Source organism: Streptococcus sp. 596553, assembly GCF_900411395.1.
GTDB classification, from domain to species: domain Bacteria; phylum Bacillota; class Bacilli; order Lactobacillales; family Streptococcaceae; genus Streptococcus; species Streptococcus mitis_BA.
In genome coordinates this window covers 418393-441836 of record NZ_OXCQ01000001.1, presented here as the reverse complement: position 1 = coordinate 441836, position 23444 = coordinate 418393, and the positions used below count along the sequence as shown (strand labels likewise).

The 23444-nt window shown below is 38.7% G+C and carries 8 protein-coding genes; all 8 read right to left on the bottom strand.

Annotation, left to right across the window (positions count from 1 at the left end):
- Positions 1 to 89: 89 nt before the first annotated feature.
- The 8 genes from DSY56_RS02175 to rexB all read right to left on the bottom strand — a co-directional run bounded on the left by DSY56_RS02175 (position 90) and on the right by rexB (position 23274).
- On the bottom strand, positions 90 to 1640 hold the full coding sequence (locus DSY56_RS02175) for a ClC family H(+)/Cl(-) exchange transporter (RefSeq protein ID WP_112443704.1): 1551 nt from the start codon (positions 1638 to 1640) through the stop codon (positions 90 to 92).
- Between the two features lie 15 nt (positions 1641 to 1655).
- Positions 1656 to 2435, bottom strand: coding sequence for a ribonuclease HII (locus tag DSY56_RS02170; protein ID WP_112443703.1), 780 nt, complete (start codon positions 2433 to 2435; stop codon positions 1656 to 1658).
- Entirely contained in the window at positions 2422 to 3273 is an 852-nt protein-coding gene (gene ylqF, locus DSY56_RS02165; protein ID WP_000201324.1) for a ribosome biogenesis GTPase YlqF, read from the bottom strand. The genes DSY56_RS02170 and ylqF overlap by 14 nt, the downstream gene beginning before the upstream one ends.
- A gap of 251 nt (positions 3274 to 3524) precedes the next feature.
- Positions 3525 to 9095 (bottom strand): SIALI-17 repeat-containing surface protein, encoded by a 5571-nt coding sequence (locus DSY56_RS02160; RefSeq protein WP_112443702.1) that lies wholly within the window; start codon positions 9093 to 9095, stop codon positions 3525 to 3527.
- A gap of 41 nt (positions 9096 to 9136) precedes the next feature.
- Positions 9137 to 14953, bottom strand: a complete 5817-nt coding sequence (locus DSY56_RS02155) for a ZmpA/ZmpB/ZmpC family metallo-endopeptidase (RefSeq protein WP_112443701.1) — start codon at positions 14951 to 14953, stop codon at positions 9137 to 9139.
- Positions 14954 to 15155: 202 nt separating this feature from the next.
- Complete coding sequence (locus tag DSY56_RS02150) at positions 15156 to 16334, bottom strand: hypothetical protein (RefSeq protein WP_112443700.1); 1179 nt, start codon at positions 16332 to 16334, stop codon at positions 15156 to 15158.
- Between the two features lie 17 nt (positions 16335 to 16351).
- Positions 16352 to 20002 (bottom strand): helicase-exonuclease AddAB subunit AddA, encoded by a 3651-nt coding sequence (gene addA / locus DSY56_RS02145; RefSeq protein ID WP_112443699.1) that lies wholly within the window; start codon positions 20000 to 20002, stop codon positions 16352 to 16354.
- A complete protein-coding gene (gene rexB / locus DSY56_RS02140; RefSeq protein WP_112443698.1) occupies positions 19999 to 23274 on the bottom strand; it encodes an ATP-dependent nuclease subunit B in 3276 nt (1091 codons plus the stop codon). The genes addA and rexB overlap by 4 nt, the downstream gene beginning before the upstream one ends.
- Positions 23275 to 23444: the final 170 nt, after the last annotated feature.

Genomic DNA, 23444 nt, shown 5'->3' with positions numbered 1-23444 from the left:
AGTAAAAATAACCGATCTCATTTCTGAGAATCGGTTATTTAAATAAATTAAGCCAGTTGTTTACATAATATAAATTATGTAAAACTACTCTACAACAACAAATCTTTGACTTTCCCAATTTCGCTTTTTGGAATAACTAGATGAATCATATCACCCAGATACATTCTGGTTGAGCCGTTAACTGTTTGGCTCTTGCCATTATGGACTTGGGTAGTGATGAGGACGTTGTGTGGTAAGTTGAGTTCATGAACTTGTTTCCCAGCAATTTTATCAGAAACTGGTATTTCGATAAGTGTCACTTCTCCTTCGCTGGATACTTCTTCTGGAAGCATTTTTTCCAGCATGGCTTCATAGACTGGTGCACCCTTGAGCAAATCCATGATGATGTAAGCTACTAAGGTTACTAAACCAAGTGGCATGAGGTTGCGAATATCTCCTACCATCTCAGTTACGAGGATCATGGCAGTTAAGGGAGCTTTTGATATGGCTCCAAAATAACCACTCATTCCTAGAATGACAAATATAGGGAATTGCTCTTGACTGACAAGTCCAATATTCACACAAATGACACCAACTAGGGCACCAAGCAAGGAACCGAGAGCCAAAATAGGTAGGAAAATTCCTCCTGGAAGACCACTTCCATAACTAATCATGCTCCAGATAAAGCGAATTAAAAAGTAAGCTAATAGAACTTGAAAACTAAAATCTTGCTCAGTTAGGGAAAGTACCAGCTGATTTCCACCACCAAGGATGTGGGGTAAAAAAATTCCGACTGGTATGATGAGAATGAAGGCCAGAATTGGATAATAAGCTCTATCCAAATGGATTTTTTGACCAATCCAATCATAAACTCGACCAACATTGAGCACAGCTTTCTCATAGAGAAAACCGGAAAGACCCAGAAAAATTCCCATGAGGAGGTAAATCCAATACTGATCTAGGGTCATGAGTGGGATATTATCAGGCATATCCAGTACGGGTGTTAGGCCAAATATGAGCAGAGAAACAAAGTTTGCTACGAGACTAGCTGCTAGAGTAGATACCCAGAAAAAGCGAGAAAAGTGATGATAGACTTCTTCTACGACAAAGAGAAGACCCGCTATTGGAGCATTAAAGGCTGCGGCTAATCCTGCTGCAGCACCACTAGCAATCAGGGAACGTTCCTCCACTGGACTGGATTTGAGCCACTTGGCAATTCCTTTACCACCAACTGCTCCCAGTTGGATACTTGGCCCTTCACGCCCCAGCATGAGTCCGCTGGCAATAGCTAGAATTCCTAGAATATATTTTTTCCAGAGAACGCCCCACCAGTTAAGGGTCATGAGGCCTTTCAGTTCGGCTTCGACTTGAGGAATTCCTGAGCCTTTAATATCTTTTTCAGAGCGTGTCAGTTTGGCACTGAGCCAGCAGATGATTAGATAAAACAGGGCGATAATAAATAAATTAACAAATAGGTGCGCTTGAGCTTGATAAAGTCCTTGTATCAGGTGGAAGCCTTTTTCAATTAAGAAACGAAAGGATCCGACGATAATTCCAACGACGAGGCCGACAATGATTCCTCGACCAACTTGGGATAGGATAGTGCTGGATGCAAAGGCGAATTCTTTCTTAGAACGGACTATTTCCGACTGTTCCTCCATGGTATCTCCTTTCAATTAACTTTCTTTTTTACCTAAAACCAGTGATTTAACGGGTTCAAAGCTGGTTCGGTGAATTGGGGTAACTCCTAGTTTGTCAAGTCCTTCCAGGTGTTTAGCAGTTCCATATCCTGCATTAGTAGCGAAATCATAGCCAGGAAACTGCTGATCATATTCCTTCATCAATTCATCACGGGTCACCTTGGCTACTATAGAAGCTGCTGCGATCGAGAGGGAATTAGCATCACCTTTGATGATGGCAGTTTGTGAAATGGGCAACTCCAGTTTCATGGCATCTATCAGGAGGTGCTCAGGTTGAGGACTGAGCTGGGAGATTGCTTCCTGCATGGCCAGTTTGGTTGCTTCATAGATATTGACTTGGTCGATGACCTGATTATCCATGATACCAATTCCAATCGACAAGGCTTGGTCTTGAACGGCTTGAAAAATCTCCAGATGTTTCTTTTTAGGGATTTTCTTGCTGTCGTTGAGGCCTTTAATCTTACAATTTTTAGGTAAAATAACGGCTGCAGCGACTACAGGTCCAGCCAGAGGACCACGACCAACCTCGTCAACACCTGCTATCAAAGTCAATCCTTGCTTATACAGTTCTTTTTCGTAGGAAAGCATGGATTCCAAACGAAGATCCTCATCCAATTCTGCCTGAATAGCTTTTTTACGCTTGCTGATTTCCTTTTGAACTCCAGAGCGATTATCCTGTTCAAGCTCTAAAAAAATAGGGTTATCTAAGTCCTTGACCGTAGCAAGGAGTTCTTTGACTTCTTTAATCGTCGCCATCGAGGTCTTCCAATGTATCTAAGGTATAGTTACCGAGTTTGCCGTCGCGGACTTCCTTCACGAAGAGACTGTAAAAACGGTCATAGTCATCACGGAAACCGAGGGCACGGGTCATGTCCATAATAATCACAGGCGCTTCTTCTTCAATTTTCATTTGTTTGAAGCGTTCAGCCAACTTTTCTGGATAATGTTCTTTGAAATAATTAAGACCAAAAATAGTTACCTCATCCATAGGAAGCAACTGGTCTTTGATAGCTCCAGTCAAGGCTAGTTTCAGTGCAACAGTTTCATCCTCAAACTTAGGCCAGAGAATCCCCGGTGTATCCAATATTTCCAGGTCTTTATTGGTTTTAAGCCATTGTTGTCCCTTGGTCACACCTGGTTTGTTACCGACAACGGCAATTTTCTTACCAGCCAAACGGTTCATAAGAGTTGATTTACCAGCGTTTGGAATCCCGATAATCATAGTACGCAAGGTTTCAATTTTAATCCCACGTTCTCTCTGGCGAGCAATCTTATCAGCCATGAGCTTCTTGGCCGCATCTGTTACAACTTTTACAGTCACTTGCTCTTTGGAGTTAATAGCCAGAGTCTGGATTCCTTGTGATTCAAAATACTGACGCCATTCTTTGGTCATTGCTGGATCGGCCAAGTCTGCCTTGTTTAAAATCAAGAGTTTTGGTTTGTCACCAACAATTTTGGTCAACATAGGATTTTGACTAGATAGAGGTAAGCGTGCATCCACCAAAATCGTCACAAAATCAACAAATTTTAAATTTTCCTGCACCTGTCGACGCGCTTTAGACATGTGACCAGGAAACCATTGAATAGTAGCCATTGAGTTTTTTCCTTTCATAGCAAGGGTTTAGAGATCCTATTTTATTTTACTATCGTTTGAACATAAAGAGTTCTCAAATGAATGATGTTCAAACACTTCTTGTTTTATGACATAGAAATCTACTTTATATTATATCATGCCTTCTTTCTTTTGTCCGATGATAGCCTTTCAAGTCCCCTATATAGAAAAAAGCCATCAAATGATGACTTTTCAGAAGGAGCCAAAAACTGTTCCCTTTATATTCTAAACATTTAAATGTCTTTTTTAAACAGTTGATTAAAGAAACCGTCTGTGTTTTTTAGTAGGGCTTTAAAGACTTTAGATTTCAAGTCCACTGTATTTTTGAAATGATCTTTAATTTTCGGATCTGACATACCATCAAGATCTTTTTGAACAGCTCTATCAAATAAAGTACGTAACTCATCATAGTTGCTAATATGAGTTCCATCAATATCGATAGCTTCAAAACCTTTCTTAGCTTTAGCAAGAACTTCCCCGTACCAATGTCTCTTCCACTCTTCAAGAGTATTAAAGTTTCCTTTCGATACTTTCTTAATAATAAAGTCATCGCCTAAGAGACCTTTATTTTCGTTATTAGCGGCGCCTTGATGTTTGCTTGAAACATAATCAATAAATCCATGTTCGTATCCATAGTAACCCCACATACGGAAGGCATTGTGCTTAAATGATAATGAACCAGGAGCACCTTGACTCGTATTCCCACCGTAAATTCCTGCCATCATATTGACATTGACATAAGCCGTACCAAAATCTTCTGGGTGGAAGACCTTATTGCCTGGATTTCCGTGAATGGTCATGAAATTATTATTTACTAAATCATCAATGGTTTCAAGCTTGGTCATTTTCTCAGCGTCTGTCAAGTCACGCACTTTGTCCCATTGGTGAGGACCACTTAGTTTATTTCTATCCATTGGTCGACGTATTTCACGGTCAATTTTCTTGAACCATTTACTATTGTCACCTTTAACCTTAGGAAGAACAGCTTCAGCCTCAGCATAATCAAGCATCATCATAGCTTCATTGTAGTTCTTCATGTAGTGGTCGATTTGGTTACGTGTTTGTAACTTATCAGGATTATAATTGTACCATTGGTTACCATCATTTTGACGTTCAAATGCCATATTTAATCCAAGTGCGCCGTATTCACCTTGATGTCCGTGTTCTGCTGGAGTTTGTAACATACCCTGAGCAAATGCTTCAAGGTCTGTACCTTGTCGATGTCTATGCCCCCCCAGATATGCCATGCGGTCATTTACATGGGTAGTTTCATGTGTAAAAGCAGATGTGCCGTATTCACTTATTAAATCCGACATAACAAAATATACAGCATCCATAGGTTGAGGATCAGCAAAAATATAAGCATAAGCTCCATATCCAGGTTTATAAGCATGATACTTCCCAATACGACCAAAGAATTCCCTGACTGGAGTATAGTCTGGTTTTCCATTTCTATGTCCGAATCTATCAGGCCAGCCACCTGGAGCGTTATGATTATCCCATACAGGAGTTGGAACTACATTTTGACTCTTAAGAAGTTTATCGCGGACATTATCAGTAGCAAGACGTGACCAAAAATCTAAGTAATTAACTTGCTCTTTGGCACGTAGATTAATCTCTTTTTTAAAGGCTTCACGTTCTTCTTCAGTATTTTTGTTGTATTTTTCAAACGAACTAAATGAGATAGTATTATACGTTGAAATCATAAATAAATGTGCATTTTTCAAGTTAAGAAGAGGTAAAATCATACGCCCATGCTGCCCATTATTAATTCCTTCGTATAGACGATATTTTTTGTTGGCAAATGCAGGGTTCGTTGATGGTTGTTCAACTACATACGCGTTCTTTTCAATAGCTTTCTTAAACCAGTCATTTATATCTGTATGGTTAGTGAATAGCTTCATATTGTAATGTAAGAATCCATTTAATTCATTTATTCCGATTGTTCCACCTATAGTTTCACGATAAGCTTCTAAAGTTCTATCACCTTTAACATTTCTTTCACTTGAACCAATTTTGATTAAGAAATCTAAGACATTAACATTCTTACCATAAAAATCAGGTTTAAACATCATAATATCTTTAATTGATAACTCACCGTATTTAAAACCATAATATTGATTTAAGTAGGCCAGCCCCATCATGATTTTAGCTTTATTATCTTCTACTTTCTTGAGTAAAGCACGCTCAACTACTTCCCCACCATTTAACTGATGATCTTCATTTTCTAAAATCTGACTAACAAGTTTTTCTAAGTTTCCTTTTACTTCTTCAAAGCTTTCTTCTAAATACAATCCTTTAATGTACTCAGTCTTCTTCTCAGGAGTGTTTTGCCAAGGCTTCTCACGTTTATCCATCAAAGCACGAACTTCATCTGAAAGTAAGGTAACACTAGCTAACTTCTCTTTAATACCGCTTGCTAACTGGTTACGATTCTTCATAACCATATTTGGAGTATAGACAATGTTTTGACCTGCTAAATCATACTCTTTTACTTGAGCTACTTTAGAGTCAGTTTTAGCAGTTACAGCTAACTCTTCTTTTGTACCATCAGCATAGTGAACCATAATCTTATCAATATCCGATAAATCAGTTACAAACTGCCCTGCTTTCATACCTGTTACAGACAGAACAGTTTTCTTAACAAGATTTGACTCATCTGTTAACTTATTCCCTTGGTTTACAATCCACTCTTTATTATAGAACGGTTGAAGTTTTTCAATATTCCTATAAACTTGCTCACGGGTAGCATCATAATCTTGAGTACCTTTATACTCATTCTCACGAACCGTAATCCTATTTAATACATTCACCAATGGGTCTACAATTTCATACTTATCAGCTGTGATTCCAAACGCAGCAATTCGTCTATCAGCCTCTGCTTGGTCAACACCTTTGATTCGTTGTGAACGTTTATAAGACACATTACCTGACGCAACATCTTTCACGTACACATTATTTTGGAAATAATCAATCCCAAAATCAGGTTCACCAGAATCCACCGAGCTTGAACCATACATGATTTCACCATTAGTAACTTTCATCATACTAACGTTGTTTTCAACCCAACCCCAGTTATAATTGTCGTGGATTAATCCACCACTTTGATTGTTGGTATTAAGTGTCATTGTTCCTTTAACGACAGATTTGGTTAGACGACCTTTTTGTTTCACGTCCATAGGATTCACGCCATGATCGATTTTGGCAATAAGTCCACCGAACTTAGCATTGTTGGCTTTAATGTTAGCATTTACATAAGAGCTATCTACGTTACTTCTCCAGCTTTCACTGACAAGTCCACCAGACCACCAACCTTTATTACCAACACTTGTAATGTTACCAATAAAGGCTACATTGCTCATATTGGATTCATCTAGCTTGTTAACCATACCAGTTACATCATTGTTCCCAACAACGTTACCAGTTACTTTGATATTCTCAATTCTTGAATTTTTAAATGTATTACCAAGAGGTGCTGTTTTATCAGCCCAAGGCATGTTTATATTTACATTACCTAAGTTAAAGTTTTTGAGTGTAGCACCTTCAGCCTCATTAAACAAAGGTCTTTCTAAGTTATGAATCGTGTACTGATGGTTCTCTACACTTGATAAAGTACCTCTAAACTTAGCCATGACATAAGCTTTACCTGCTGGCTTAACGTTAACTGCATTCAAATCTGCACCAAGTTTAAACTCACCGGTAGGATTTGCTTGCATATCTTTTGCTAAATCATGGAAGTTGTAATAAACCTTATCCTCGGTAGCCCTCGGTTTTTCAAGATAGTAAGTGTACGTATCTTTTAACTTACCGTCTTTGTCACGTTGAACCAAATCAGGTGCTTTTGCTGTTACCTTGTAAAGCTGCTTACCTTCCTCAGTTACTTCTTCAATCTTATCGACTGCTAAACGAGTCACTTTGTTTTCTCTTGAGGTTACTTTTAAGTAATAGTTGTTAAAATCACTTGGAAGAGAAGTTAAATAACTACTATCGCTTTCGATACCGCTCTGATCTACTTGTATTAGACTTGTGTTTGCAATATCTTTCAACTCAACTCTCTTCAAATCTAGGCGTAAAGGTTTATCTTCCAAAATCGATACTGCTGCACCCTTACCTACATCATAATTCATAGTGGTTGAAATCGTATAATCTTTGTAATAGTCTAAGTTCTCTAATACTTGAGATAAGTTATCGATTTTTAAATCAAGCGTTTTTACAATTTTTCCACCTTCTTTGATAGTCGCTACAATGCGTGTAATTGTAGCATTATCTTGGTTCTCTAGATTGTAGTTAACTGTAGCAGACTTAGCTAAAACATCCTTAGATACAGTGGTCAAGGTCAAGACAGGAGCCGTTTTTTCTTTAGGCTTTTCTTTTGTACCTTTTACAAGAATTTCAGGCTTCATTTCTTTCAAGATAGTTACTGTTTCAACTGGTTCACTAATTTTTTTGCCATGTAACTCTTCATAGCTAGTAACAATTTGACGTTCGCCATCCTCACCAATTTGTTTAACAGAATTATCGCCTATAAATTTGGTAGGATCAGATTCTTCTATAGTCGTTTTAGAAATAGTCTCGGTCCGGATATCGGTATGTAAAGAAGGCAACTCTTCTCTTTCTGATGCAACTTCTGAAACTGTAGATATTTGTTCAGTATACTCTGGAATGTCGATAACAGGTGGCTCAATCAAGTTTCCATTTTCATCCACTCCTGTTGCACCTACTGGTTCCGTGTATGCTGGTTTTTCGCTAACAGGTGGTTCAATCAAGTTTCCATTTTCATCCACTCCTGTTGTACCTATTGGCTCAGTATATTCTGGCTTTTCGCTAACAGGTGGTTCAATCAAGTTTCCATTTTCATCCACTCCTGTTGCACCTACAGGTTCAGTATATTCTGGTTTCTCAGTTTTAGGCGCTTCATCTGGAACTGTACCTACAGGAGCTGTGTACTCAGTTTTCTCTACTTTAGGAGCCTCGTCTGGAACAGTACCTATAGGTTTAGTGTATGCTGGTTTTTCATGAACTTCTGGTTCAACTAAATTACCGCCAATTGGAGCTGTATATTCTGGTTGCTCATGAACTTCAGATTCTACCAGATTACCACTAGCTGGTGCTGTATGTTCTGGCTTCTCAGCTTTAGGCGCCTCGTCAGGGACTGTGCCTACCGGTGCAGTATACTCTGGCTTCTCTGATTTAGTTGTCTCGTTTGGAACGGTGCTTACAGACTCTGGATTTTTAGGTTTTTCTGCTTTAGGCGCTTCATTATGAACACTTTGAATTTCAGATACTGGAACATTTTTTGTCCCCTCATCCTTATGTTGAATTTCTGAAATTGCATCATCATTAAGGGGTAGGTATCCAATATAACGATATCCAGCAATTTGAACTACTCCTTCATTACTTGGAGCTTTCAAAGGATTGCTTATATCGAGTGCTTGTATGCTAGAAAGACCGATTAGTCCAATCGTAGTAACTAAGAACAGACTAGCAACTTTTTTCTTTTTATGAACTAAAAGAACTAAACTACCAATAGCTAATAGACCTAAAGCTGTAAGCACAGAAGTCGATGAACCTGTTGCAGGAAGAGTTTCCTGCTGATAAATAAGAGCATAAATTTTCTCATTATCAGTAGGAATTCCTGCCTGAATCTTTGTTTGTTCTTCTTGTGTAAGAGAGCTTTTTTCAATGTAATGATAGGTAGAAGCATGAATGATTGACGGTGCAACCAAGATACTTCCGAGTAATACCGAACCAACAATCCCACAGATTTTTCGGATCGAAAATCGTTCTTTTTTAAATAATGACAAGCGTAATCACCTTCTTTAATTTTATTTCCTAATAGTAAACACTATTTTTTATTCTCAAAAATTGAACTTCTAAAATCACCGGTTTGGTCAAGATAAGCTTTAAAGATCGCTTTTTTCAGTTTAAGAACTCTACTATATTCAGGATAAATATTTACACGTTCATCCTCTGCATCAGCTTTGACAGCAGCAGTTATCATACTTTGAAGCTCTTCTATATTTTTTATTGTCACTCTATCTTTTCTGAACCAATTTCCATTTGGGTTATCGAAGCTAATGCTCATTAATTTATTAAATTTAGCTTTTCGCTCTTCATACATTGCTTTTTTAAAGTCTACCCAAGATGAGTAACTATTATTAAATATTTTTTGAAGTACTAACTCATCAGTTACATTACCAACTTCCTTACCATATGACTTAATCACTTTACCTTTAGCTTTCGCTTCTTCTGCGTATTGATTAGAAATATATGGTACCATTCCATCTTTAAATCCTTTTGCAGCTAACAATTCAAACGCCATACGACGTCCCATTAAATCACCCGGCGTTCCTTCATTATTACTTAAAGCTGAATATATTGGTGAAAATAGTTTAATTGTATAATAGCCATTTCGTTTAAAGGTATTATCATTGTCATTTTCATATCCTCTTCTTGTAATAACATCATTTTCAATTAGACTATTAAATGTCGTTAATTTGCTAAGTTCACTTTCATTTAAGTAACGAATAGTATTAGTTGCATATACTTTACTTCCGTCTGGATCCGGTTCAAATTTATTTTCTATTTTTCTCAACAACTCATTTTTCTTAGAAATATCTAAGTTAACAACAGCATTACCTTCTAGATATTCTAGCATATAAATTACATCAAACATATTATGCATATATTTTTGCAAATCTTCTGCATTATTAAATCGTTTTGTAGGATCTTTCACCTGAAGTCTAGTTGGATCTTCTGATTCTTCATACTTCAATATAGAGTTAATCGTAATAGTAGGATCATTTGGATGATCCGGAGCTTGTAATAATCCTTTTGCATAAAATTCTGGTCCAAGTCCATTTCTTCTTCCATAGCCTCCAAGATAAATTTCTCTATCTGAGTTATGTGTCATTTCATGTGTATAAGTTACCGCACCATCTTTATCAAGCATACGATAAGCCATATAATAGAATGCATCCCCTGTAGCGTATGCTCCATTAGAATTATGAACAACATTATTTCCTGCCGGACCGAAGAAATGTTTTATTGCTGGATGATTAGTTTCAAAAGTTGCTTGGTATGTATCTTTTTCGCCTTTATCATCTGTACCAAATCTAAATGCATCATAAACTAGAACACTTCTATATAATTTTTCTTTATTTTCATTATCTAGAATTTTATACCAATAATCATAGTGATCTCTAAATCTAGCAGCCGCTTCTCTTGCTTTTGTTTCAACATAGTCATTTAAATTAGTTCCTGCTGGATGTTCTTTACTTCTATATCTATCATAAGCACCGAAACCTATAGTCGAAATGTTCGCTATGATAAACACAGATTTTTCAGGTAATGTTAATAGCGGCAATACCATACTTGGATATTTCCATGATGGGCTAGTTAATCTGTCATATACTCCAATTGAATATGGACTACCAGCTATTGATTGCTTATCACTTACCTCTTTAATTGCAGATTTTTCTTCTACTATATAAGCTTTAGTTTGTTCTTTAAACCACTCATTATTTGTTTTATCTGGTACAAAAGCTTTTCTATATTTTTCTAATGCATCAAATAAATTATTAGTTTTATAATTTTTCGCTAATAAAACGTTATAAGTTATAACATTATTTTTCGCTAGTAAATTATTATATCCAGATTTACCTAGTTCGATAACATTATCTAACGCTGAACTATTTGATTTACCGAAGAAATCCAAGTGGTACATAACTAAATCTTTCGCTTTTGTATCACCATATTTGAAATTGTACCAACGCTCTAAGTATGTTAATCCTAGAAGTAAAGCTTCCTTATTATTTTTAATTTTTTCGATTACATAATTATCAATTATCGAATTACTATTCTCAGCGATTGCTGCATCTGCTGACAGAAGTTTCGCTAAACTATCACCTATAGCTTCTTTTGTTTTTTCAAATTGTTCATCTAGATATAATTCTGTTAATTTTATGTTACTAGAAATATCTAATACTTTTCTAACAGCACCTGAATCATATTGAACAGATTTCAGGTCATTTAAAACAGTTTTTACAATATTATCATAATTATGTAATAGCGTATTAGGTGTGTATATTAATTTTGTATTAGCTATTTCATATTCTGCTACTTTAGAGAAATCTTGTTGATATTTTACATCCAATGTTTGAGAAGTATTATCTGAATAATAAAGTAACAGTTTATTAATACTAGCTTTATGTTTATTAATATCTGTGATTACTTCTTTATCCTTCATTGGAACTACAGACACAACCTCTTTAGTAAATAAATCATTATTAGTGTCTACTAAATTACCATATTTAACAATTGTCTCTCTATTATAGAAAGGTAATAGTTTCTCAATATTTTTATACACTCTTAATCTATTAACATCAGCATCTTTTAAGTTTTTATAATCTGTTTCATATCTAGAAGAGAAATTAAAGTCTTCTATCTTAGTATTTTTCTTAGGAACAAGTTCAGCTTTTTTCTCGAGAACTTTATTATTTTCTAATACAGTTCCTCTTTGTATTTCTGAATCTCTACTTAGTATTTCATCATCTACTTGTACTACATTGACTACCTTATTATTTTGATTACTATAAGTGTTAGTTGCTCTTATTCCTTTAAAATCATAACCAGCAATAGCATTACCGTTCGTAACATTAACGTCACTTAATACATTTGTAAGTTGACCTGAGTTTCTTTCATCTGATGATTCTCTATCCCAAAGATACCCTGCAACTCCTCCAACATAACCAAAATGTTTTACATTATTAAGATTTCCTTCAACATAACTATTTCTGATAGTTGCATTTTTATCAACAACTCCCGCTATGCCACCAACAACCTGATCTCCTGTATTAGCATTTGTCGCCATATCAATAGATGAAATTGATCTATCAATCAAAGCACTAACTCCTGAAAGTTTTCCTACTAAACCACCTATTTGATAAGTAGCTTTTGTATCATAAGTATTCGTTATTCTACCAGTAAAACTACTTTCAGAAATTATAGAGTTAGTAACTTGTGAAACTAAACCACCAATGCTACGCTCACCAGCAATTACACCAGATGAATGAACATTAGCAATTGTAGTACCATTTTTCGCCTCTTTCGATATTGTGGCAGCATCTTCTTTCGAAGAAACATTTGCTTCTTTTATTGAAAGATCTTGAATAGTAGCACGACTTAAAGCATTAAATAACGGTTTTTTCAGATTATATATAGCATAGTTCTTATCATTGTTTGTACCTATTAATGTACCACTAAATTCTTGATTTATATAACTTTCTTGACCATCCGAAAGTTCTACTTCACGAGCATCCATAGTTGCTCCTAAACGAAACGTACCATGTAAATTTCTATTCATTGCTTCTACTAGATGTTTAAATGATGTATAAACTTCGTTTTTACTATTAATAGTTTTTGGTAAATAATAAGTATAATTTTCTACAGTACTATCATTTTCATGTTGAATTAAATCATTAGCTTGTCCTACAATTTTATAAACATCTTGATTATCTTTTGTAGCACTTTCAATACTCTTAACGGGTAACATAACATCTTTAAAATTCTCCGATTTTACTTTCATAAAGTAATTTGTTGGATTAGTTGGAACACTCGCAAGTGATGTTACATGTCGATACTTATCATTTTCTAAAGTATACAATTCTACATTAGAAATATTTCTAAGCTCTAGTTTCTTGTCGACTTCTTTTTCTTCTTTAATTTTATCTTTAGGACGTTCCGCTTCCCCATTTGTAGGGCTTGCCTCATTTTCAGGTTTAGTATCTTCTGCACTAGGTTGTTCGATTTTACCAGTATATTCTTTCGGTGCTTCGACTTTTTCTGGTTCTACTATTGCTCCGGCTTGCACTCCTGTGTATTCCTTCGGTGCTTCTACCTTCTCTGGTTCAACAATAGCGCCAGCTTGTACTCCTGTGTATTCTGGCAGTGGGGTTACCTGCTCCGGTTCAACAATAGCTCCAGCTTGTGGGCCTGTGTATTCTGGCAGTGGGGTTACCTGCTCCGGTTCAACAATAGCTCCAGCTTGTGGGCCTGTGTATTCTGGTAGGGGGGCTACTTGTTCTGGTTCGACTATCGCTCCAGCCTGGACTCCTGTGTATTCTGGTAGGGGGGCTACTTGCTCAGGTTCAACAATAGCCCCAGCTTGTACTCCAGCATATTCCGGTTCAACTTTTTCAGGTTCAACAATAGCTCCAGCTTGTAGACCTGTATATTCTGGTAGCGTGGCTACCTGTTCTGGTTCACCCTTATCTGTTACAACAGCTTCTGGCAACTCTGGTTGAACTTCCGGCTCACCTTTGTCGGTTACGACTGCTTCGGGTAACGCTGGTTGGATTGCAGGTTCACCTTTGTCGGTTACTACAGCTGCTGGTAGTTCAGGCTGAATTGCGGGTTCAACAATAGCTCCAGACTGTACGTCCTTATGTTCTACACCAGTCTCAGGTTGTTCCGTTATAACTTGAGTTTTTTTAGTACCTTTTTCGACTATTCTTGAAACAGGCGCAGTCGTTGAAGTTGAAACAATTTCTCGCGAAACTTCTTCCTTGTTTACAGAGAATATTCTGATGACTTCAACTTTTTTACCTAATGTACCTTCTTGTTTTACTCTTACAGTTCCTTCAGCTAAATCAGGATTCTCCTGAACTTCTTCTTGAAAATCTATTTTTGTCTCTATAGTTTCCTCACGATATAAGAGTTCAGGTTTATTCAACTGGCCTGATAGAACTTCATCCTGCGGATTTAATGTATTTACCCCAGTCTTTTCTTTTGGAGAATTCTTCTCCTCTTTCTTCGTTTCTAGATTCTTATGTTCTGCTAATTGTGCTTGAGAATCTGAAGATTGTTTCTCTTCTTTTCTTGGATTCGTTAATTCTGTAGAAAGAGGTTTTTCAACTACTTGAACTTCTGTCGGCTTAGTTGAAGAAGCTGTTTTTTCTTCCTGAATATCTTGTACTTTGGGATGGTCTACAAAATTCGGTGTAACACTATAATCCACCTTTTGTTGTTTTGTAGGAGTGGCTGCTGATTTTTCTTGATTATTTACTTTAGACTCAGAAGTTATGTTTCCCTCTTTGATATATCCAACATATCTGTAACCTGAAATATCTTTAGGAAGAGGTAATTTTTCTCCAGAGGTCAATTCATAGTCCGTATTGTAATTCAGTAAAAGATTATTTTCTAAAGCATGAGCTGAAATTAGGACACCATTTCCTATCCCTGCAACCAATACTAAATGTAGTACCGTTTTGTTCTTAACTTTTTTCTTGGAAACAGCAAAAATTAAAATCCCCAGAGCTGCTAAGCTAGTACCAGCAACTAAGGCTTGCATCTCATTCTTACTTCCGGTATTTGGCAATTCCGCCAGTTGATTTTGGGAATTTAACTTATAAACAAGATAATAAGTCTCATCATCATTCTCCACGTATGTCGGAATATCATAAACGAGCTGATTCTTTTCTTCTGATGATAGCTCTGACTCTGTCACATATTTATAGTGAACTCCCGCAGTTTCCTGAGCATCCACAGATGAACTAGCTAATACAGACATAAAAAATAAACTTGAAATCGTTGCAGATACAAGTCCTACTGATAATTTTCTAAATGAAAAACGTTCTTGTTTTTCACCAAAATACTTTTCCATGATTCCTCCTTGAAATACAATTTATAAATGTTACAGAGACCTTTATTATATTAGTGTATTATCTATAAAAAAGGCAATATACCTTAATTATACTCTTTATTTACCGAAATGTCTTAAAATTGCGTAGCGTTTTCATACTTTGTTTTATATTATTTTGGGGATACAATAACACCTACCATGGCATTTCCACGGCAGGTGTTACTCATATCACTAATCGTTCTAAAAATGGTTTGAGGCAGTTGAGGAGAATACCTTCTATCCAGCTTTCTTGTGCTGAGGATAGATGTTCTGTCTGAAGGCTTTCTTTTAAAAAATCGCGGACTTGTTCTGGTGCGATTTCAAATTCAAAGGCTTTCATTTTATAGAAAAAGTCGAGCAGATGGTCGGACAGGTATTCAGTTGAAAAGGGGACTTCTCCACTTTTTCGATATTCTAATAAGAGCCGAGCAAATCGGGATTTTTCTTCAGGAAGCTCACGGAAATAGGAATTGAGGAGCCAGGTCTGCTTCTGCTTTCTTTCAATTGGATCCTGACCGGCAATTCGTTGATCTTTTTCCAACTCTTTTTGGTATTGTTTGGCCTTGATAGCCCGTTCTGTCCGATTTTTACCAAAAAGAATTTTCTCCCACTTGCGTTCTTCTTGAGTCAGGGTCTCTGTAAAGCCAAAGTAATCTTGGTAGGCACGCTCTGCGGGTCCCATGGCTAGGACCAGATTGTCTGCATATTGCTTGGCGATTTTATCCCTCTTCCTGCGCTCTTTCTCTGCCTGGACACGGAGTTCTTGTTCGTAGTCAATTTTCTCCTTACCTAGCTTGACAAGGTAGAGTTGGTCATCTGGTTTGCCAAGTAAAAAGGGTTTGATACACTTTTCAAGGACTTCTTCCATACGAGCCTTTTTCTTGGGCTCTGCCTTGGTCCAACTTCCTCCTTGAAAGACTTCTAGGAAGATCTGGTAGTCTCTCTCAGGTGTAAATTGATTGCCGCGATTAGGCTTGAAAACACCTTTTTCCCAGAGCCACTTTAAAAGACGCTCGTCAAAGTCACTTTTATTGACCTTGATTTTTTCCTTTTTCTTAGCTTTTCTGGTTAGATTTTCAACCTTTCTGAGCAGTTTTTCTTCCTCTTCTAGTTTCTGGTCAAGGGACAATCGATGAAAATGTCGAACACAATCACTACCAATCGGAAAGAGGCGTTGACCTGTGACACCGTTAAAGAGTTCGTAAGCGTACTTGATGGCATTCCCACAGACACAATTGCTACGGCCGATGCCGTTAAAAATCAAGGAAACTTCATTCCATTCCTTGGTAGCTTGTTCCCAAGTATCCGCTTTTGAAGCCTGTAACACCGCATCGTGCAGGGATTTTCTAACTGGAAGTGTCATGAGGTCTCCTTTCTAGATTATACTTTTACAACTTGAACCTCGTCTTTACCGAGTAAAATCAAGTATTTCTCAATATTTTCAATCGAATAGGCTCGAGATAAGGCCTCTCCATAAAGGGCTAACTGAGCACGATAGCGGTTTATGAGTTGACTTGGTTCATCATAGCGGTCTGTCTTATAGTCGAACAGAACGATTTTGTCTTCGTAAAGTAGATAGCCATCAAGGATACCACGGACAACAAAGTCTTCCTGACTCTTTTGGTCTCGTTTGAGCATGGAGAAGGGTTGCTCGCGATAGAGATGGTTGGTATTAGCGAGAATTTCCTGACCGAATTCTGTATCAAAGAATGTAAGAATTTTCGAAAGATTAATCTTGTCTTTGACAGCTAGGCTGGTTTGAACTTGTTTGAGAGTTTCTGTCAGGCTAGCAAGCGTTGGTCTCTGGCTGAGGTCCATTCTCTGCATCAGTTCGTGGGTGGCACTACCAATCTCAGCTCCTGTCATCTTTTCTTTGCTTGAAAAATCTGGCAAATCAAAGCTGATTTTCTTGTCTACTGACTGTCCTTGACCTGCAATCTCGACACCTTCCAGATCCATAACTGGTTCATAGAATTTCTTGATTTGGCTTGGGGTTTGAACACTAGGAAGTTCAATGGCTGCGCGGTGAAGAGTATTATATACTTCCACTTCTTTCAGCATTTCAAGGGCTTCCTTAATGGTTTCTGACTGGCGATTGTCTGCTTGAGAGTTATCTTGGAGAGGGCCATTGTTTTCTAATTCTCCGATGGCTTCTCTAGTCAGCTGATCTTCACCAACAAAACTATAACTAAAGTTGAGATTATCCTTGGCAAACACTTTATTGATAGCCCAAATCCAATCTTGGAAATTCCTTGCTTGCAGTCTAGTATTGCTATTTAGTTTCCCATTTTTGGCTGCTGGGTATTCCTTGGCTTCCAGCTTTTCACGAGAACCCTTGCCGACAAGATAGAGCTTTTTCTCAGCCCGCGTCATGGCAACATACAGCAGACGCATTTGCTCAGAATAGCTTGCCAGCTGTAATTCCTCTTCATTCTGCATATAGGTCAGGCTAGGAATGGAGAGTTTGATGGTTTTCGGATAGTGGGCTTCCACTGCTCCTGTCTCCATTTTGGCAATATATTTGACACCAAGCCCATTTTTACGGCTGAGAATGACCTCTGACATAGAGTCTTGCTTGTTGAAATCTTGATCCATATTGAGGATAAAGACGTAAGGAAACTCCAGTCCTTTACTCTTGTGGATGGTCATGAGCTCTACTGCATCTTTTGGCGGTGCGACGGCCACGCTTGCCAAATCGTGCTGGGCTTCTAAAACTTGGTTAATCATACCAATAAAACGAGACAAGCCCTTGAAATTGCTCTTTTCAAATTGATCAGCACGCAGTGCTAGGGCATAGAGATTGGCCTGTCTAGCAGAACCATTTGGCAAAGCTCCAACATAATCGTAGTAAAAACGGTCGTTATAAATTTTCCAAATCAAGTCATAGAGGGAGTGGGTTTTGGCATACAAGCGCCAAGAAGCTAGTATATCCATGAATTGCTTTAGTTTCTCAGCTAGTGTTGAGTGAATTAACTCTTTCTGGCTTGTTGCCTGTGTTTGAGCATTGACCAGTTTCTCATAGAGATTTTCGTGGACTTTATCCTCTGCTTTCTGAAGGGACAAACGTGCTAACTCATCCTCATCAAAACCAAACATTGGAGACTTCATAAGGGCAACCAAGGCATAGTCTTGTAGGGGATTGTGAATGACACGAAGGGTGTCCAGCATGACTTGCACTTCTAGGGATTGGAGGTAATTGTTTTGCTCACCGTCGGTTTTGACAGGAATCCCGTACTCAGACAGGGCAAGAAGAATCTGGTCATTACGACTGCGACTGGAGGTCAGAAGGGCAATTTCCTTAAAGGCAACACCTTTTTCCTGATGAAGTTTAAGGATTTCCTTGATGACCAGGCGCATTTCACCAATCAGTTTAGTGTCAGCTTGGCTCTCTTCTTCCTCACCTGTGTCGTCCTTGTCGTAGAGGAGAAATTCTGCCTTGTTGTCTGGATTGGGAGTCAGTTTGGTATTGGCAAAAACAAGCTGGTGCATGTTATCATAGTTGATTTCTCCAACTTCTTGGTCCATAAGACGTTCAAAAACATCATTGGTTGCAGATAGCACTTCTGAACTACTACGGAAATTTTCTTTGAGGAGATTCAGCTTGCCTTCTTGTGGATTTTGCGCATAGCGTTGGAATTTCTCATTGAAAATCTGCGGGTCTGCTTGACGGAAACGATAGATAGATTGCTTAATATCTCCCACCATAAAGCGATTGTGACCATTAGACAGCAATTCCAACATCCGTTCTTGAATATGGTTGGTATCCTGATACTCATCGACCATAACTTCGTGGAAGCGCTCCTGATAAGCTTCACGAACTTGTGGGAAATTCTCTAAAATCTCAATGGTGTAATGGCTAATATCAGCGAATTCAAAGGCATTTTCCTGACGTTTTCTCTGACGATAAGCCTCCACAAAATCGCTCATAAAGGCTTGGAAGGTTTTAGCCAGTTTCCAAGTGTCTCCATGATAACGTTCTTGATAGTCGAGAATCGTTATCTGGTCTGCTAGTTGTCCTAGTTTAGCAAACTGGGTCTTTCTCTCTTCATTGTAGGCATTGGCCAGGGGCTTCAAATCAGCCTTACGACTGGCATTCGTCAGAGCTCGACCATTTTTTTCCTTAGAGATTGCGACAACACGCGCAAGCCCTGCTTGATAAGCCTGCCTATCAGACTCTTGATTTAAGGAGCCAATTTCATCCAGAACTAACTGAACATTTTCTAAATAAGCAGCCTTTACAAATTCCTTGGCATCATTATCCAGATGATAACGGAAGAAACTTTCCAAGTCCCAAAGGGCTTGCTGGATTTGCTCAGTTAGTTTTTCTTTTTCATTCGTAAAATCAGCTTTCTCAAAGCCTTTGAGGAAAGATTCACTCAGCCATTTCTGAGGATTGCTGGTGGATTGGAGAAAGTCATAGATTTTATAGACCTGCTGGCGTAGCCCCCGTTCATCCTTGCCACGTCCAGCAAAGTTTTTCAGTAAATGACTAAAGGTCTCTTTCTGTTTACCTTGGTAATGGGCTTCAAATACCTCATGGAAGACTTCGTTTTTGAGAAGAAGTTGCTCGCTCTGGTTTTGTAAAATACGGAAATTAGGCGCAATATCAATCAGATAGCCATGTTTACCAAGGAATTTTTGTGTGAAAGAGTCCATGGTTCCGATGGCAGCGTTGGGTAGGTCTGCCAACTGGCGACCCAAGTGTTGTTTGAGGTCAACATCGCCACTTTCTTGAATTTGTTGGCTGATTTTCTTCTCCAAACGTTCTTTAAGTTCAGTCGCAGCCTTGACGGTAAAGGTTGAGATAAAGAGTTGAGAAATTTCGACACCACGCGCCAATTGGTCCAGAATGCGCTCGGCCATGACAAAGGTCTTTCCAGAACCAGCCGATGCTGAGACCAGAATATTCTGGCCAGAAGTGTAGATAGCTTCGATTTGTTCGGCAGTTTTCTTTTGTTCCTTGCTCGAATTTGCTTCAGCTTCTTGCAATTTTTGAATTTCTTCCTCAGTTAAAAAGGGAATGGACTTCATCGTTTCAACTCCTTTCTCATTTTTTCAAACCAAGCTTGCTTGAGTTTTTCTCCAACTAGACGCTTGCCGTCAGCCAAGTTCAACTTTTCTAGGAAACGGGCTTGGCCCAAGTGGTAATTGGCTTCAAAGCCTGTGATGGCTTGGTGTTGCTGGACGTATGGGGCAATACTTCTGCCATTTTCGGTATAAGGGTTAATGGCGAACTGGCCTGCTAAAATCTTCTCTGCTGCTTTCTTGTAAAGATGGGCATTGTAGTCCAGTAGGAGCTGGAATTCCTCATACGTCAGCTGATTGGCCTTGTTTTTGTTATAAAATTCGCCCAAATGACTGCTTTCTTTTTCTAAAAAGAGGCCTTGGTATTTCATTGATTTGCTGGCTTCTACAACTGCACCTGCCAGACTTTTAACGGCCATCAGAGATTGGACAGGTTCAGCCATTTCCAAGTACATGGCGCCGAAAAAGTTCTGCTCCCCTTCTCTTTTTAGGGCAGCTAGATAGGTTGGCAACTGGGAATTGAGTCCATTAAAGAAATGAGGAAACTGGAACTGAGTCAGACTGGATTTGTAGTCTACTACTCCTATCGCTCCATCAGCTTTCAAACGGTCAATCCGGTCCACCTTGCCTCGTACAAAGACACTGCGACCACTGTCCAATTGAATAAAGGCCTGCTCTTTTCCACCGAAATTCGCTTCCTCTTTGATGGTTTCGATGGCTGGATTGTGTCGGAGAATATGTCCAGTCGTCCGTGCGACATCAAGCAGAACTTCCTTGGTGAACTGGGCTTCTAAACTTTCTTGATAAATAGCCTCAAATTCGCGTTCCTGACTGGTTTCTTGAATAGCTTGTTCTAGACGTTGGTCAAAGGAATCTTCGTTAGGTAACTGCAAGGTACGTTCAAAAATACGGTGCAAGAAATTTCCATGACTACGAGCATCTGGACGCAGGCGCAATTCCTCCTGCAAGCCTAACACGTAGCGGAGGAAATAACTGTATTGGTTCCGGTAAAACTCCGTCAAACCAGATGTAGACAGGTAAAATTCCTGTTCATCAGGATAGAGCGCCTGCAAGGTGTCCTTAGCCAACTGCTTACTGTTTGGACTGGTTGGGAGAGCTGGATTTTCCAGACCTTGCTGGTCTAGTTTTTTACCCATGACACGCGCCAGAACCTTAACAAAAGTCAAATCTTGATCAGTATCGCTCGTCTCGCCCTGCTGGTGATAGGCAACCAGACTGGACAAAAGACTGTGATAGGACCCCATATCCTCCTTAGACAGCCCTTTGTGATTCATCCTCTTCTCTTTTCGACTAAATCCAAAATGGACCAACTCTTGAAGATAGGCAGATTCCTTACTTTCACTTTCATTAAAAAGGCTTGGAGCCGATAAGACCAACTGCTTACGAGCAGAATTGACCAAGGAAAGCATAGTATAGCGATTTTTCTTGAGGTTTTCACTGCTGGCAATCAGCAATTGAACGCCTTCTTCGGTTGCTTGGTTTAAGCTTTGTCTTTCTTCATCTGTCAATAGACTGGTGTTTTGCGCAATTTTTGGTAAATGATTCTGAGTCAGCCCAATGGCATAAACAAAGTCAGCTGTCAGAGGAGCAATCAAATCATAACTCTGCACCAGAACGGTGTCCACTGTTGCTGGAATGGTGCGGTACTGAGATAGGCTCATTCCAGAATGGAGCAAGGCTAGGAAGTCCTCCAGACTAACCTGTGAACCAGCAAAAACAGTCGCAAATTGTTCTAAAACATGACAGAATGCCTTCCAAACCTCGGCTTGTCTTTCCTGTTCTACAGCTTCCATAGTGGCTGTCAAATCTTGCAACTGCTTGGTCACAGCTCCTTCTTTTAGAAAGCTATTCCACTTGTACAAGAGATTTTCAGCCTTTTGTTTTCGGCTAGCAAAAAGAGTCTCAAGAGGGGTTAAAATACGCAAACGAAGAGCATTTAAACGTTCCAGATTAAATTTTCCATGGTGGGATTTGGTAAAGATTTGCTGAAAGGCTGGCAAGCCATTGATACCAAGATAACGGATATATTGCTCAAAAGCATCAATATCCGCTTGGCTAAGATCAGTATACAAACCTGTTCTGAGAAGATTTATCAAATCTTCTTGACGGAAACGATAGCGTTTTAAAGCTAAAATAGACTCAACAAACTGTGTCAAAGGGTGGTGCGCCATGGATTCGCTTTTGCCTAGATAGAAAGGAATCTGATACTGGTCAAAAATCGTTTTTAGAGATAACTGATAAGAAGCTACATCCCCCAAGAGAATACGAAAATGCTTGTAGCTCAGGTCTGAGTTCTCATGCAATTTCTGACGAATGCTACGGGCTACTAGCTCCAACTCTTCCTTTTGCGTCAAGCAAGACCAGATTTGTAAGTTTTCACGGTCCTTATCATCAATTTCCAAGGAAAGTTCTGAAAAGTCATAGGACGATTCCAATAAACGAGAGACCTTGTCAAAACTATCCATCTTCTCATGAGTCTGAGAACGGTCTTGAGCAGGCGTTTGGTATTTAGAAGCTAGATGATGGAGAAACTCCACACTGGCTTGGTAGAGATTGCCTTCGGCGAATGGGCTAGTATAGGCTTTCTTACTAGCATAAGCCCCAATAACAATCTCAACACCCTTAGCATAAACTAAGTCCACAATCCGCTCCTCCTCAGCAGAAAAACGGGTAAATCCATCAATAACCAAGGCGATTTGAGTAAAATCACTACTAACTTTGTCATTCTCAATAGCCTCAATCAAATGGGATAACTGACTTCCCTGAGCTAACTGGCCTTGATTGAGATAGGCCGTTACTTTCTCAAAAATCAAGAGTAAATCGGCTCTCTTATCCTCATCCGTCAAATTCTCCAAGTCCAAAAAAGTCATCTGAGCTTTGCTCATCTCGTGGTAAAGCTCAATCAACTGCTGGATAAACTGAGGATCCTGCTTAATCGCACCATAAACACGTAAATCCTTGGGATCGAGTGCCGCAAGACACTTATAAAAAGCCATCCCAAGACCGATATCATCAAGAGTAGTTTTAGCTGGCAAATCATTCAAAATCAGGTAACGAGCCATTTGAGTAAAGCGCGTGACGGTAATCGCAAAAGAAGCCTGCTGGGACAAGCATTCCAGCACGGCGCGTTCCTTTTCAAAAGAAAGAGAGTTAGGAGCGATATAGAAGACTCGCTTGCCAGCAGCAACTAGCTCTTCTGCTTCTCTAGTTAGAACCTCGGTCAAAGAAGTCCGAATATCAGTATAAAGTAATTTCATCTCTGCCTCGTTGGAATTTTTCATTACCCTATATTATACCATGATTAGTCTCGTAAATCTGTTAAAATATTTAGGCCATCCTTTCTTTTATTCATCATCTGCTAAATCTGCTAGATCTTAAATACTTAATTTTACTTGTATTATAGATAGAATAAATCTGCCTACTGAAA

Coding starts and splice junctions, on each gene's coding strand:
- DSY56_RS02175 (WP_112443704.1), bottom strand. CDS start 1,640: ATGGAGGAACAGTCGGAAATAGTCCGTTCTAAGAAAGAATTCGCCTTT.
- DSY56_RS02170 (WP_112443703.1), bottom strand. CDS start 2,435: ATGGCGACGATTAAAGAAGTCAAAGAACTCCTTGCTACGGTCAAGGAC.
- ylqF (WP_000201324.1), bottom strand. CDS start 3,273: ATGGCTACTATTCAATGGTTTCCTGGTCACATGTCTAAAGCGCGTCGA.
- DSY56_RS02155 (WP_112443701.1), bottom strand. CDS start 14,953: ATGGAAAAGTATTTTGGTGAAAAACAAGAACGTTTTTCATTTAGAAAA.
- DSY56_RS02150 (WP_112443700.1), bottom strand. CDS start 16,334: ATGACACTTCCAGTTAGAAAATCCCTGCACGATGCGGTGTTACAGGCT.
- addA (WP_112443699.1), bottom strand. CDS start 20,002: ATGAAGTCCATTCCCTTTTTAACTGAGGAAGAAATTCAAAAATTGCAA.
- rexB (WP_112443698.1), bottom strand. CDS start 23,274: ATGAAATTACTTTATACTGATATTCGGACTTCTTTGACCGAGGTTCTA.